Origin of the sequence: Nocardiopsis exhalans, assembly GCF_024134545.1 — a bacterium.
In the GTDB taxonomy this organism is placed as follows: Bacteria; Actinomycetota; Actinomycetes; order Streptosporangiales; family Streptosporangiaceae; genus Nocardiopsis; species Nocardiopsis exhalans.
This window is the reverse complement of sequence record NZ_CP099837.1, coordinates 4,835,307-4,848,009: the sequence shown is the minus strand read 5'-3', so window position 1 is coordinate 4,848,009 and position 12,703 is coordinate 4,835,307. Positions and strand designations below refer to the sequence as shown.

The following is a 12,703-nucleotide window of genomic DNA, read 5'->3' as shown; positions in this document are numbered from 1 at the left end:
AAGATCATTAGAATCCGAGTGGTGCGACCATTCGGCGTCGAGATGTGAAAGGGCCCGTGACCGCTCGAAGCGATCACGGGCCGAAGACACGGCCTGTACTCGATCAGACCTTCACCTCACCTCCCTCGATGCGGTCGGAGAGATCGGTGAACGACCAGCCGGCATTCTTCCATTCGCTGGCCTCGACCCACCGGGCACGGCCGGGGAAGGCACAGTAGGCGGCCTCGCCGATGAGGATCCGATCGCCGTCGACGCCGAGGACAACGCCCGTGTGACCGGCAGCCGAAGAGTTGCCGTGGGAGAAGACCGAGTACGGGGTCGGCGTGTTCGAGGCCTCCGTGCCCAGCAGCTGAGCCATGACACGGGCGGTGTCCTTGCCGTTGTTGCTCGCGTACCCCTTGTCCCACCCCGCGTACTTGTGCGCGAAGTACCACGAGAACGAGGTGCAGTTCTGCACGTAGGAACCGTTGCACTTGAACGGTCCGCCTCCACCGGCGAACACCTCGCCCAGGACCTCGTCAGCCTCCTCGATGTACAGCTCCATGAGCCTCTCGGCGTCCTTGAGGTCAATACCGCCGTCCTCGAGACCGACCGTGCCCCCGCCCCCGCCGTCGCCGTCGGAGTCCCCGCCGGAGCAGGAGACGGTCGAGACCGGGGCGACGTCGGTGACCGAGCCGGACGAGTTCCAGCTCACATGCGGGTGGTCCATATGGTTCTGCGTCGGAGAGCCGCGGTCCTCCATCGGCTGCCAGTCAGTGTCGCCCGCGCTGAAGTTCCAGATCCGCTGCTGCCAGATCAGGTACCGGACGTTGCCGAGCTCCTTGTGGTTGTCGATGACGTACTTCGCCAGCGCGTCGCCGGTCTTCTTGCCTTCGCCATCGAGCGCGACCATGAAGTCCACGGCCAGGCCGACGTGGTGGCCGTGGGCGTTATCGTCGTATGAGCCGCCGCCGCTGCGGTAGCCCCAAGCGACCTCGATGCCGGATCCCGGCCCGTCCTTGAACTTCGAGTAGATGAGGTCAGCTGCCTTCTGTACATGCGGCTTGACCGGCCCGAGGTCGAGCTGCTCGGGGCGGTCGCTGACGGGCTCGACGTCGATCGAGTCGGATCCGGTGCCCTCCTCCCAACCATCCATGGCCTTGAACCACTTCTCGGCCGCCTCCTGGCGAGCGTCGAGGGCGGGCACGCCGGCCCGCTCCCACTCAGTGAGGAAGTACTCGGCCGCCTCCGAGGGCGAGCCCTTCTTCTCGGAGACCATGCCCTTGACAATCGCCACGTCCGAGGGGTTGTCGCCGTCGGGATCGGTCATGAACGACAGCTGGATCTCCATGTCGTACCACTGGCCGCCCGCCGCCTCGGCGTACTCCAGCAGCTTGGTGTGACGGTCGGCCGTCCACTGGCCAAGGCCGATCCCGTAGTTCGTCCCGCCGCCGTCGAGCTTGGCCTTCTTCTTCGGGCCTAGGTCGTAAGGCTCGTCATAGATACCCTCGACGCCGGTCGGGTCGAGCTCGGATTCGATTTCCCAGTTGCCAAGGATCCCGGCGATGTTCTCGTCGGGCATGCCCATACCCGAGAGCACCTTGTACACCGCCTGGGCGTGCGCCTCCTGGTCCGAGTCGATGTCGCCGACGCTGATCGGGCCTGACCCGGTGTTGACAATGCAGCTGTGAGAGGAGCGCCCACCCCCGTCTCCGTGCGCCGCCGCCTGGGAGTCGATGACGGCGCTGGCGAGCATGCCCGCCACCAGCGCGATCGCCGCGACCACGGCCACCACTGCCGATGCGGTCGCCACTGCAGGGGCGATGGTGATACCCACGACCGTCACGACGACGCTGGCGATGGCCGATCCGATCGCGCCGAAGACGCCGCCGATGACCGCTCCGATCATCTGCGGAACCGCCAGCACCCAGGCCAGCACCGACTGCAGGAAGCCCAGCGCCGCCGCGGCCACCTGCATCATCAGCATCTTCAGCCACTTGAGCAGGGACATGAGTGCGAGGAGGGCCCCGGCCGGAGGAGCGGCGGCGATGCCGCCCGCCACCGCGACACCCTTGGCGGCCTTCGAGCCCGGGGATTCCTGGTCCTGCTGCTCGCGGGCATAGCCAGTCCCGCCCGCGCCAAGGGCCTTCTTCCCACCCTTGATCGCGTCCTTGCCGCCCTCGACCGCGACGCCCTTGGCCGCGCCGATGACAGCGCCGGGCAGCGCCCCGACCCCGCCTGCGGCCGCGCCCTTCTGGGCACCGCCGATCGCTCCGGAGACGGCCGAGCCGGCGTAGCGTCCCGCCGTCCTGCGCCCCTTGGAGTCGCCGTCGCCCTCGATTGCCTTCTGCGCGGCCGATCCCGCGAGGTTGGCACCGGCCCCGTCGAGACCCTTCGATGCCTTATCGGCCTTGCCCAACGCCTGAGCGCCATCGGCAGCCTTGGCCGCCGACGCGCCCTCTCCCGCGGGCTTCACGCCGTTCGGGTCCCCATCTCCTGGCAAGGGCTTCGATCCGGCCCTGTCGGAGGGACCGGAGCCCCCGGTCGAGGCTGGGGCTGCTGGGGCGGGCCCGAGGCTCTTGGCGCCTCTCCCTGCTCCGCCGGACTGCGCCTGCTGAGGCCCCGATTCCGTCGACGTGCTCGACCGAGATCCCCTGGGCGAGGAGGGCGCGGGAGCCTTGCCGTCAGAAGCCGACGTATTCTGCCCTGGACCGTTCGGCTCGTCCGTACCCTTCGGCCGCTGCGTGGCCATCGATGCTCCTTTCCGGCTCCGTCGGGCCGAGGGTCAGTAATTGATGAAGAAGAGCTCCTCGTCACTGTTGACCGAGCTGTTCGACTGCACATCGCGCAGATCGATGTCGAGGGCCAGTAGGTCGAACAGGAGGCTCGACTGGTACTCGTTCTTGGCGGAGTAGTAGTCGGCGTAGGCCTGCGAGAGGTTGTTCATGACGTTGGTCAGCGGCCGCATGGTCACGTCCGAGGTGCGGTAGTCCTGCACCAACGAGGACCCGTCCGAGAGCGTCCACTCGATGTCGCCCACTCCGAAATCGCGCTCGTCCGTGCTCTCGATCGACTTTTGCGACAAGAACTCGCCATAGCTCTGACCGACCGGGACCAGGACGTCGAGGTAGCCGTCGTAGACATTGCCCGACCGCCAGTTGAAGTCGAACCCTCCGGGCACGACAGTCTTCGTCGTCAGCGCCAGGTTCGACTTGCCGTTCTCCGACTCGGACTTGGACTCACCGGTGACCGCGTCGCCAGCGATGAGGTCGGGCACCTGCGGCGGGCGCAGGAAGAGGCCGTCGACTTTCGTCGTCTCGAGGTCCGTGGTGTAGGAGTCGATGCGCGACAGTGCGGTGCGCATCTCGACGAGCTTGGAGTCCAGGGCTTCGCGCGCCGTCTGCTCGTCCGACTTCAAGACCACGTCGTAGAAGGCCCGGGCCGGGTCGAAGGTCGCCGCGTCGAGCGAGGCGATCGTCTCCGTCTTCCGCGCTCCGGGGTTGAAGAAGACCCGCCACTGGTCGTGCTGGGCGAAGGAGTTGTCCCCGGCCAGCTCGTCGGCGGGCTTGTCGTCGGCCTCCCTGAACGACAGTTCCTGGTTGGCCCGCATCGTTAGGTTGAGCACCTGCTGGGCGAAGGGTTCGTCGGCCTCGAGGAGGACGCCGACGTAGCCGGTGGAGCCGAAGACGTGGAAGGACCAGGAGATGCCCGGCGTCGAGACCGTCTCAGTGTTGAGATTCTCGTCAGAGCCCATAAGGAAGCCCTGGTAGTCGGCGGCGTTGTAGGAGATCTTCGCGCCCTTGTTGAAGTGCATGATCAACAAGGCCTTGTTTCCCAGCTCGTTCGTGTACACCCCGTCGACGTCGCCCTTGAGCTTCGTCTTCGACGTCGTGAACGTCGGGGTGTACAACGAGGTGTCGGTCAGGGCCTCTTTGCCGGAGTTCCAGGCGGAGAAGGCTGACCCGCCGAAGACGGCCACCGCCGTGACTGCGAAGATCCCGCACACCACACCGAAGCGCTCCATCGTGTGGTGCGAGTCGAGCTTGAACCTTTTGCCGAAGGCAATGATCGTGTCTTTGAACGCCATGTCCGTCTACACCCCTGCGCCGCTTTCCCTCTCGATGCGCGAATGACGGATCGGGTCGGCTGAGGCCGCATGGCCCCGACCGACCCGTCCCGATCGCTGATGGCCTGTGTCGTGGTCCCGGTCAGTCCCAGGTGGAGATGATGACGGACCCGCCGCCGAGCTCCTCGATGGTTTGCTGGCCGCCGGACCCGACGGTCTGGACGATGTTGAAGCCGCCGGTGAAGAGAGCGCCGCCGACGAGTATCAGGAGCGCGATCTTGCCCCAGCCGGCTTGCTGCTGCTCCTTCTGCGGGCTGGCGATGAGTTTGAGGAGGAGCACTACGCCGCCCCAAATGAGCCCGATGCAGCCGAACAGGATCAGCACGGAGCCGCCCCAGCCCTGGATCGTGCCGGTCGCGTTCTCCAGAAAGCTGCCGATGTCCCAGGCCGCGCTCGGCAGCGGGATGGTGTGCACCCCCGCTTCGTTGATCGTCGTCATGATGTCTTCCTCTCGCCTTTCCGTCTCCGATGCACACCTGACAGGCCACCGACTGGCATAGACGATTCACTCGCTTGATTGGCAAGCGTGTAATGACCACATGATCGTGTCTGTCTATCATTCGATTAGTCGAGGGTGGGTGGGTGCTCCTCGGTCACATCGTCGGTCGTCTCGCCGTCGTCCTCGTTCATGTGTGCGTTCTCAATCGAGAATCTACACCATTCGAATGGTGATCAATAGACGATCTGGATGGTTCTATCTAATCGGCAACATGTTGATCGAGGCGGTGAGGTCTGCCTGGGTCGGTGTGGACGAGTTGGTAAATCAGTGCGATCGGCACACGAGAATGTGTGTACAGTGCGATTTGCACACTGTCGTGCCGCCTGCGCATCACCCTTGAAAGAGGCCATCAACCGATGACACACATGCCGTCCGACTTCTTCGCCCGCCGCCTGCGCACTGAGCGTGAGCGCGCCGAGATCAGCCAGGCGGAGCTCGCCCGGCGCATGGCCGTCGTCCTCGGCACCAAGGTCGACCCCTCGGCCGTGACCCGCATCGAGCAGGAACAGAGGGCCGTGCGCCTCGACGAGGCCGTCGCCGCCGCCCAGGCCCTCGACTTGCCTCTGGTGATGCTCCTGGTCGAGGACCCAGCGGAGGAGAACCAGCGGCGTCTGCACGAGTACCTCACCGAGCTCGCCGCCGCAGAGGGCCAGTGGAGCCGCTCGCGGGCCGAGATCGACCGGCTCACCGTCGCCATTAAGGCGCTAACCGACGAGCGCATCCAGCTGGCCCGCGCCCAGCCGTCCACGCCCCCGCTCGACCCGGAGCTGGCCGAGGCCATCGACGCCCGCGTCCCCCTCGAGGAGAACGGGGGCCGCGGCTGGAAGCGTGAGGAGCCAACTTGGGAGGACGAGGACTGAGGCCTACAGCTCTAGTCTCATCACGGAGTTGCGCGCCACCGGGTTCAGCTCGCGGTCGTAGACGTCGACCGTCTCGGCCTTCTTCCATCTGTCGGCACGCATAATTTCCTCCGGGCTCGCACCGTTGCGCCTGGCCTGGTTGCAGGTGCCCGGTTCGCCGAACACAGGGCGGATCCAAGAGCTCTCTGCGTCGCCTCCTGGCCCGTGGCACCGTGCTCTTCGACCACCCCGACGCCGGTTGGCTCTCCCAACTGCGCCTACGCCGACTGCCCTTAGTTGGCGGCCTTCTCGCTCCGGCCTTGCACGGAGGGCTGGGGCAGTCCCGGCCGCAGGCCAGCACGCTGACCCCGGACCGGCTCGAGCGGTTGCGGCCGACCATCGACTGCGCCGAGGATGCCGGTGGCTGCCCGGTCTGCGCGACCTGGTCGTGGATCAAGGTCGTCGGTGCCAACTACAACTGGTCGCGCTCCCTCATGTGCGACTCCGACGCAGGGACCCCGGCCGCGAACCGGCTCACCGGCAGAGCAACCTGACCCGTAGCCCGATTAGCGGCGTTGGGCGGCGTCGCGTCGGCCAGAGCCACGCTCAGGGCCACCCGTGCCGCCCGCCGCGCCCTGGTGCCGCTGTTGGGGGTGCGTCGGCTTGCTGAACGGTGTCCGCAGTGCAAGACGAAGGGCCTCACCCGGCTTACCGAGCAAGGCCCAGCCGTCTGTGACTACTGCGGAGCGGAGACTTATGGGGTGGATTTCTCGGGAACCGGCAGCGCCCAGTGATCCGGACCCTCCGGTGACTCGAACCAAACGGTCTGACCCTCCGGGGTAGCGGTCACACCGAAGGCGCTCCAGTCCGGCCGCCCGTGTTCCTGCCACCACTGGTGGGCCGGTTCCACCTGGTCCCACAACCGCCGAGGGCCGCCCTGATCGACTCGGTACTCACCGCCTGCGGCGGTCATCTCCACCTCGGCCCAAGCACCATCCGCGCCCTCCATGAACAACAGCGAAACGCCGTCAGGTGTCTGCGTGGTGACCGTGTTCGCGTCCACCGTGGCGAGCTGCGCGATGAACGCCTCGACCCGATGGCTCTCAGCCATGCCCTTCGGGTCCAGCCCGGTCCAGCTCTGGTCTCCCGTGTCGTCCACCGATGCCCGCTCGCGTGGTCGGTGGCTGCGCGCAGGCATGAACCCCGCCCACTGCGGCAAGAACCTTCCTTCGGCAACGCCGTCCTCCACACGGAGTTTGACCACCGCTCCACCGGTCCCACCGGCGATGTTGACCAGGATCATCCCACCGGGAGCGACCTGCTCGATCCACCGTGGTGGCACGTGAGTGAACGCTGTCGTGGAAGTGATCCGGTCATACGGAGCCCGGTCGGGATACCCCTGGTGGCCGTCGTGGACGGCGACGGTCGGCTGGTAGCCCTGTGCGGCCAGATCCCGGCTTGCGTCGTGGACGAGCTGGGGAGAGATGTCGATGCTCGTGACGTGTTGGTCGCCCAGGACCTCACACATGATCGCGGAGTTGTATCCCGAACCAACCCCGATCTCCAGGACACGGGGGTTGGCTTCCAGGTCGAGTTCCCGCAGGTGACGTGCCATGAGGCTCGGCATCGTGGACGAACTCGTCCACCGGCCGGTTCCTGTCCCATCAGGGAGGGCCTGGGCGACGGGTTCGCCGTTGATCTCGATGATGAGGGTCTCGTTGGAGTAGACGTGCCGCGCCCATTCGTCGCGCTGCTCGGGCAGACTCCCGTCCACCAACCGATAGCGCACTCCCTGATCGGTCAGGTCGTGTAGAGCGAACGCGGGGACGAACGCGCCCCTGTTGACCGTGCGGAACGCCTCGGTCAGGTGTGTCCCCTCTTCGAGCTCTCCGTCCCTGATCAGTTCATCGACCAGGTCCGACAATGCCTGTTGGTATTCGTTCAACAGTGCCCTTTCTCCAGTAGTGCAGCGATGGACTCGCCGATGGGCAGGTCGCAGTCATCGGCGAGCCATCCCCATTCGCCGTTGGGGTTGACCTCCAAGAAGGTCCAGGTGCCATCGGGGGAGATGACGAAGTCGGCTGCGCCGTAGGTCAACCCGAGAGCGTTCATGTAGCGTCGCAGCCCTTCGCTGACCTCGGCAGGAGGTTCCACGACTTCGTACTCGTGCGAGGCGTAGTCGCTTCGCCAGTCGATGTGCGCGGACTCGGATGCGGTGCGGATCGCCACGGCGAACAGGTCGTCACCGACGATGACGACGCGCGCTTCGTGGTCCTTGTCCACCCACTGCTGAAAGCAGTGCGCCGTCAGTGACAGGGACGGGTCCCGCAGGGCTTCCAGGTCCTTGACCTGGTTGGCGTAGACGATGTGCGTCTTGCCCTCCTCGACGTGGAAGGCACCGCCCAAGGGCTTGTAGATCACCGGGCCGGGCTGAACCGTGGCCCAGTCGGTGGCGTTCTCGGGCACGTTCGTGATCAGCGTTCGGGGGACGGTGAGCCCAGACCGAAGTGCTGTGGTGAGCTGGACTGGCTTGTATTCTGCTGCGCCCATCCGCTCGGGTCGGTTGATCCACAGGCAGTCCAGTGCGAGCAGCACACCCCCGAAGCCCATGCGGGCCTCTCGGTAGGCCCAGCGCTGTTCGGGGCCGGACATGCCATCGGTCAAGGTGAACTGGCTGGGGCGCCGGTAGTAGACGCTGCGCACCGAGGCCAGGTCAACACCTCGGAAGGCGTCGTGAACCGAGCCCTTCCACGCCTCGCCGTCCAAGGAGGCTTCGATCGTCATCGTGGCGGGGAAGTCCCCGGGGTCCATACGGACCACGGGAACGTCCCTCTCCTGAAGGCGGTGAATCACGGGGTCGGCGGTGCCGTCTTCGGTGTTGGTGAGGACGAGCACCGCCTTCCGTGTTGCGCAATCGGTCATCAGTCGGTGGAGGTTTCCTCACCCGAGGGACCCTGGTTGTCCGTGTTGCCCGTGGTCTCCTTGGTGCCGCTGCCGCGCTTGCCGCAGGGCTGACCGGTGAGGCGGTCCACGCTCATCTGCTTCACCGGGTCGTACACGAAGCGCTCCGCCGATTCGACGACCTCTGCACGGGCCTGGGGGGTCACCGCGTAGCGCAGACCCCACGGGCGGACCTGGGTTCGGGCCTCAGTGCTCGCTTCCCAGATGGATGCGGTCGGGTCCAGGGGGAAGGCGTCGCCGACGCGGGCGATGCTCGCTCGGGACTCTCCGTCGGGAGACTCCAGCAGGGGGTGAGTGGCAGTGTCCATCGTGTCGTTCCTTCCGTTGAGGGAGCCGGACGCTGGGAGTCCTTCCCCGTGTCCGGCGTGTGTGGCAGCGGTGGGAGATGATCCCCTCACCGGTGACCTCAGTGGCCATCTCCCACCGCTGCGTGATACCCGTCTGGCCGTGGGTGAGCCTTCCCTAAGGCCAGACGGGGTTCAGCCTCCGGCCTTGGCCGCTATGGCGGCCTCGCCGGAGAGTCCGGTTCAGCTCAGACCGCGAACGCTGGAAGGTTTTGGGTTGCCAGGGTTCAACCGCTCCGCGATCAGCGAATCCACGTGCTGACGCCTGAAGCGCCGATGTCCGCCCGTGGTCCGAAAGTGCGGGATCTTTCCCGTGTCGGCCCAGCGGATGACCGTCCTGTGGTGGACGCCCATGAGGCGGGCGACCTCCCCCGGGCGCAGGGCATCGTCCGGTTTCAAGGTGTGGGACATCATCACCGTCTCTTTCCTAGGAGGTGCAGCAGCGGGGGTAGTCCCCTCGGCCAGGGCGCCCAGCACCGGCCCCACCCCCGCCGCCACGTGCCGTCCGATCAGAGGGGGTCTGGCTCTGGCCGGACGGCGTTCAGGTTCCCGACGTGACCGGCTCGATCATGCGGGAAAGCTCGGCGGCGTCGCTGTGCGCCCCGATCGCCTCGGCGATTCCGATGAGGTCCTGGAGCAGACGCTGGGCTTCGCCCGCACGCCCCACCCCTCCCAGAGCGATCACCAGGCTTCGCCCGGTGCGGACCTGCTGGTAGAGGTCCCCTTCGACGCGGAACCAGTGGTAGGCGTGCTCCAGCTCCCTCAGCGCCTGCTGGTGCTTCTCCTCGGCCAGGTAGGTCTCGCCGATGCGCCGAGTCATGAGGATGACTCCACGTTCTCGGCCTTGCTCGGCGAACATCCCCCGTGCCGTGGTGACCAGATCTCGGGCACGCGCCACGTCACCCTTCTTCATCGTCACGGTCCCGAGCGCTTCCAGGCAGGACGCCCGCCCCAGGGCGTGATCGGCCTCGACCCAGCGCGCGTGTGCCCGCTGGAGGTAGGCCTCCGCGACGCTGGTTTCCTCCATCCACAGGTGGCATTCGCCCAGAGCGGCCAGCATCCGAGCGTGTGCGGCAGCGCCGCACTCGCGGGCCGATTCCTCACCGATCTCGTGGGTGATCCTCCACAGACGAAAGTCCTTGCGGATGTGGAGCCACCCCGACAACGCCTCGGCGAGCTTCCAGACGTCTTCGTGGCGGCCGGTCGCGTTCGCGATGCGGATGCATCCCCGGATCACATGGGCCGCCGCGTCCATCCAGGTGAGGGCGTCCTCGTAGGAGTCGAACGCCTCGTGGGCCGCGCTGTCGTAGTCCGCCAGGACCCACCGGCGGGGGTTGATCTTGCGGTCTGCGGCTTGGGCGAGCGGCAAGTAGACGTCGATGAGGTGGGCACTGCTCTGTTCCGCATCAGCGAGCGTGGGAGTGGTCACCTGTGGGGGTCTTCCTGTCTTTGATTCGGTTGGTGAGGCGTGACGGCGCGGGAACTCGAACGGGGCCAAGGGGGACGGTCCCGTGGTGCTGCGGCCTGGCACGGTCAACCGCGCCGCCACGCCGGTCAAGGGGCATCGGTAGGCGAACGAAGTGGTCTTGTGGCGGGTTGTCCAAGGGGGTTGAGGGCGAACCAAGCGGTGGCTCCGTCAGGAGCACTGTTCATTCCCCAGGTCGTGTCGGCAGTGACGATCAGTCGGGGGCCGTTTTGGTCGGTCACGAACGCGACGGCCCCGACATAGCCGGTGGTGTGAGCTTGGTGGGGGTCTATCACCTGGACGTCGATGGGCATCGGGACGGTGATCACCACGCGCGGGGATGCGTCCTCAGCGACTGTGGCGGGATGGAGTTCTGGTTCTGTCCCAGCGGTGAGATCCTCAGGCAGTAGCCATCGCCGCCCCCACCGAACTCCAGGTGCGCCCAACCTGTGGAGGGCCTCGGCTGCGTGGCGGACATCTTGACGCCTTCTTCCGGTCTCCCATCCGGAGATGGTGGACTGGCTGACACCCACCATCCGGGCGAGCGCGGTCTGGGACAGGTGTCGAGTAGACGGGTGGGGGCGTAGGTGGCGAACGACCCCCATGACGTCCATGCGTTCAACATGAGCGATCATCTCGGACTCTCTCCACACCCCGTCGGGTATGCAGCGGCAGCGTAGATCGGGGGCTCCATCGCGGCGGGGACGCCCGCAGTTGGTGCAGAGAACCATCCGTGCTCGCTCTTCCTACCTATGGCTGGTGTCGTTGGATCTGATCGAAAAGGCCCTGAGGTGTGGGGGCGTCCAGAATCAGGGCGTGGGCTCCACCGCGCAGGAACGCCCAGAACTTCCGGCTCCCCGACCCCCAGAAGACGAGCCACGTGGGCCCGACGTGCTTCTGGAGGTCACGGGCGATCCTTCGTTGCGGATCGTCGTCCTTGTGGTCCCAGGCCATGGCTCACCGCTCGTCGTCTCGGTCGATGTCGAACCACACAGTGGTGTGGCCCTCCTCGTAGAGGACCCCCCACCGGGTCGCCATGTCGGCGACCAGCCGGAGACCGAACCCGCCGAGCTCACCTTCGCCGGCCTCCACATCGACGTCCTTGAGCCGCGGCCCTGCCCCGGGCTCCAGAGGACCGTCGTCCACGACCTTGACCTGAGTGGTCATGCCGGTCTTGCTGACCACGATGACGACCTCACCACCGGGCTGTCCGCTACGGCTGTGGCGAACCGCGTTCGCGAACAGCTCGGTGGTGAGGAGCGCAAGGGTGTCGTTCTCATCGATGCGCCGTCCGGCGTAGGTACGGACCCACCGCCGAGCCACAGCAGCCAGTTGCCGTAGGCCATACACCGCGACTGCGTCCCCCATGGGCAGGGAGTGGCCGGTGACGATGGGTGACCGCATGGACCCGTTAGTGACACGGCGTGGGGGCGGCAACCTCAGGTCGGATGGCGTGCTGCCTCCGTGCAACTCGATCACCTTGCCCACACAGATCACCCTCGGTTGTGTCCGTTCGGAAACGCTCAGAGACGTTCGGTCACTGGAAGCAAGAATGCATGTAAGGTCAGTCACATGCAAGGGGTTCAATGAAACCTGTCATCTGACTGGGGCGTGTAATGTTCGCCCCATGGGCAAGCACATCCCGACGGTGCGCACCCGGCGACTGACCGGGGAGCTGCGAAGGCATCGAGAGAAGGCCGGTCTGACATGGGAAGAGGTCTACGAACCCATGGGCTGGTCGGAATCGAAGATGTACAGAATCGAGAACGACAAGAGCCGCGTCATCCCTCGTGACGTCAAGCGACTCCTCAACCTGTACGGCGTGACCGGCGAGGAGTTCGACGCGCTGATGGAGCTGGCGAAGAAGGCCACGGAGAAGGGCTGGTGGCACGAGTACGGGCAGGACTTGCCCTCTTGGTTCAGCTTCTACATCGGCTTGGAGGATGCGGCCAGCGGCATCCGGGAATACCAGATGTCACTGGTGCCGGGGTTGCTCCAGACCGAGGCGTACATGCGCGCGATCCTGTCCACCGCGCCGTTGACCGACAGCGATGACGGGATCGAGCGCAAGGTCGAAGTCCGGCTCGCTCGTCAGGCCCGAGTCACCGCAGACGACGCTCCGCTCGGGCTGTGGATGATTCTCGATGAGGCCGTGATCCGTCGCCAGGTGGGCGGACCGGACATCATGCGCGAGCAGATCCAGCATCTGATTAACCTGGCGGGGCGTCGAAACGTCACGCTCCAGATCCTCCCGTTCAGGGCTGGCGAGCACGCTTCGATGCTCGGCGCCTTCACCCTCCTGGAGTTCCCTGGCGCGGACGATCCGGATGTGGCGTATCAGGAGTCCCAAACGGGAAGTCTCTACGTAGAGAAGCCCGACCAGGTGGGGCGGTATAGCCTGATGTTTGACCACCTGCGTGAAAAGGCGCTCAGCGGCGCAGAGTCGCTGACCCTCCTCAAGCAGGCTGGAAAAGACCTGAAGTGATCAAC

The 12,703-nt window shown here is 66.0% G+C and carries 13 protein-coding genes; 3 read left to right on the top strand and 10 right to left on the bottom strand.

What is annotated here, in order from left to right:
* Window positions 1–103 precede the first annotated feature (103 nt).
* The 3 genes from NE857_RS21335 to NE857_RS21325 all read right to left on the bottom strand — a co-directional run bounded on the left by NE857_RS21335 (window position 104) and on the right by NE857_RS21325 (window position 4,544).
* On the bottom strand, window positions 104–2,455 hold the full coding sequence (locus NE857_RS21335; RefSeq protein ID WP_254417350.1) for a phage tail tip lysozyme: 2,352 nt from the start codon (window positions 2,453–2,455) through the stop codon (window positions 104–106).
* A 309-nt stretch (window positions 2,456–2,764) separates the two neighbouring features.
* Complete coding sequence (locus NE857_RS21330; protein ID WP_254417349.1) at window positions 2,765–4,066, bottom strand: hypothetical protein; 1,302 nt, start codon at window positions 4,064–4,066, stop codon at window positions 2,765–2,767.
* A gap of 121 nt (window positions 4,067–4,187) precedes the next feature.
* Window positions 4,188–4,544 carry a hypothetical protein gene (locus NE857_RS21325; protein WP_184365019.1) on the bottom strand — a complete coding sequence of 119 codons (357 nt, stop codon included), beginning with the start codon at window positions 4,542–4,544 and terminating at the stop codon, window positions 4,188–4,190.
* 416 nt (window positions 4,545–4,960) lie between these two features.
* Between NE857_RS21325 and NE857_RS21320 the strand changes: the two genes are divergently transcribed.
* Together NE857_RS21320 and NE857_RS21315 are read left to right on the top strand one after the other, a co-directional pair.
* Window positions 4,961–5,464 carry a helix-turn-helix domain-containing protein gene (locus NE857_RS21320; protein ID WP_254417348.1) on the top strand — a complete coding sequence of 168 codons (504 nt, stop codon included), beginning with the start codon at window positions 4,961–4,963 and terminating at the stop codon, window positions 5,462–5,464.
* Window positions 5,465–5,763: 299 nt separating this feature from the next.
* Window positions 5,764–5,997 (top strand): hypothetical protein, encoded by a 234-nt coding sequence (locus NE857_RS21315; protein ID WP_254417347.1) that lies wholly within the window; start codon window positions 5,764–5,766, stop codon window positions 5,995–5,997.
* Between the two features lie 200 nt (window positions 5,998–6,197).
* On the opposite strand, the gene tgmC is transcribed toward NE857_RS21315, so the two are convergent.
* The 7 genes from tgmC to NE857_RS21285 form a co-directional block, all read right to left on the bottom strand.
* A complete protein-coding gene (gene tgmC, locus NE857_RS21310; RefSeq protein ID WP_254417346.1) occupies window positions 6,198–7,388 on the bottom strand; it encodes an ATP-grasp peptide maturase system methyltransferase in 1,191 nt (396 codons plus the stop codon).
* Window positions 7,385–8,365: an ATP-grasp ribosomal peptide maturase gene (gene tgmB / locus NE857_RS21305; protein ID WP_254417345.1), complete on the bottom strand. Its 981-nt coding sequence runs from the start codon at window positions 8,363–8,365 to the stop codon at window positions 7,385–7,387. Before tgmB ends, tgmC begins: the two co-directional genes overlap by 4 nt.
* The gene (gene tgmA, locus NE857_RS21300; RefSeq protein ID WP_254417344.1) at window positions 8,365–8,712 is read right to left on the bottom strand and encodes a putative ATP-grasp-modified RiPP; all 348 of its coding nucleotides are present in this window, start codon (window positions 8,710–8,712) and stop codon (window positions 8,365–8,367) included. The genes tgmB and tgmA overlap by 1 nt, the downstream gene beginning before the upstream one ends.
* A gap of 219 nt (window positions 8,713–8,931) precedes the next feature.
* Complete coding sequence (locus NE857_RS21295; protein WP_254422057.1) at window positions 8,932–9,159, bottom strand: helix-turn-helix domain-containing protein; 228 nt, start codon at window positions 9,157–9,159, stop codon at window positions 8,932–8,934.
* A 130-nt stretch (window positions 9,160–9,289) separates the two neighbouring features.
* Entirely contained in the window at window positions 9,290–10,177 is an 888-nt protein-coding gene (locus NE857_RS21290; RefSeq protein WP_254417343.1) for a fibroblast growth factor, read from the bottom strand.
* A gap of 125 nt (window positions 10,178–10,302) precedes the next feature.
* Window positions 10,303–10,818 (bottom strand): helix-turn-helix domain-containing protein, encoded by a 516-nt coding sequence (locus NE857_RS34570; protein WP_363319954.1) that lies wholly within the window; start codon window positions 10,816–10,818, stop codon window positions 10,303–10,305.
* 352 nt (window positions 10,819–11,170) lie between these two features.
* Window positions 11,171–11,617 carry an ATP-binding protein gene (locus NE857_RS21285; protein ID WP_254417342.1) on the bottom strand — a complete coding sequence of 149 codons (447 nt, stop codon included), beginning with the start codon at window positions 11,615–11,617 and terminating at the stop codon, window positions 11,171–11,173.
* A gap of 223 nt (window positions 11,618–11,840) precedes the next feature.
* On the opposite strand from NE857_RS21285, the gene NE857_RS21280 reads away from it, so the two are divergent.
* Complete coding sequence (locus NE857_RS21280; RefSeq protein ID WP_254417341.1) at window positions 11,841–12,698, top strand: helix-turn-helix domain-containing protein; 858 nt, start codon at window positions 11,841–11,843, stop codon at window positions 12,696–12,698.
* Window positions 12,699–12,703 lie beyond the last annotated feature (5 nt).

Bases quoted from the DNA above. Each gene is read 5' to 3' on its own strand.
- tgmA (WP_254417344.1), bottom strand. From the start codon at position 8,712: ATGGACACTGCCACTCACCCCCTGCTGGAGTCTCCCGACGGAGAGTCC.
- NE857_RS34570 (WP_363319954.1), bottom strand. From the start codon at position 10,818: ATGGGGGTCGTTCGCCACCTACGCCCCCACCCGTCTACTCGACACCTG.
- NE857_RS21280 (WP_254417341.1), top strand. From the start codon at position 11,841: ATGGGCAAGCACATCCCGACGGTGCGCACCCGGCGACTGACCGGGGAG.
- tgmB (WP_254417345.1), bottom strand. From the start codon at position 8,365: ATGACCGATTGCGCAACACGGAAGGCGGTGCTCGTCCTCACCAACACC.
- NE857_RS21330 (WP_254417349.1), bottom strand. From the start codon at position 4,066: ATGGCGTTCAAAGACACGATCATTGCCTTCGGCAAAAGGTTCAAGCTC.
- NE857_RS21285 (WP_254417342.1), bottom strand. From the start codon at position 11,617: ATGCGGTCACCCATCGTCACCGGCCACTCCCTGCCCATGGGGGACGCA.
- NE857_RS21325 (WP_184365019.1), bottom strand. From the start codon at position 4,544: ATGACGACGATCAACGAAGCGGGGGTGCACACCATCCCGCTGCCGAGC.
- NE857_RS21295 (WP_254422057.1), bottom strand. From the start codon at position 9,159: ATGTCCCACACCTTGAAACCGGACGATGCCCTGCGCCCGGGGGAGGTC.
- NE857_RS21320 (WP_254417348.1), top strand. From the start codon at position 4,961: ATGACACACATGCCGTCCGACTTCTTCGCCCGCCGCCTGCGCACTGAG.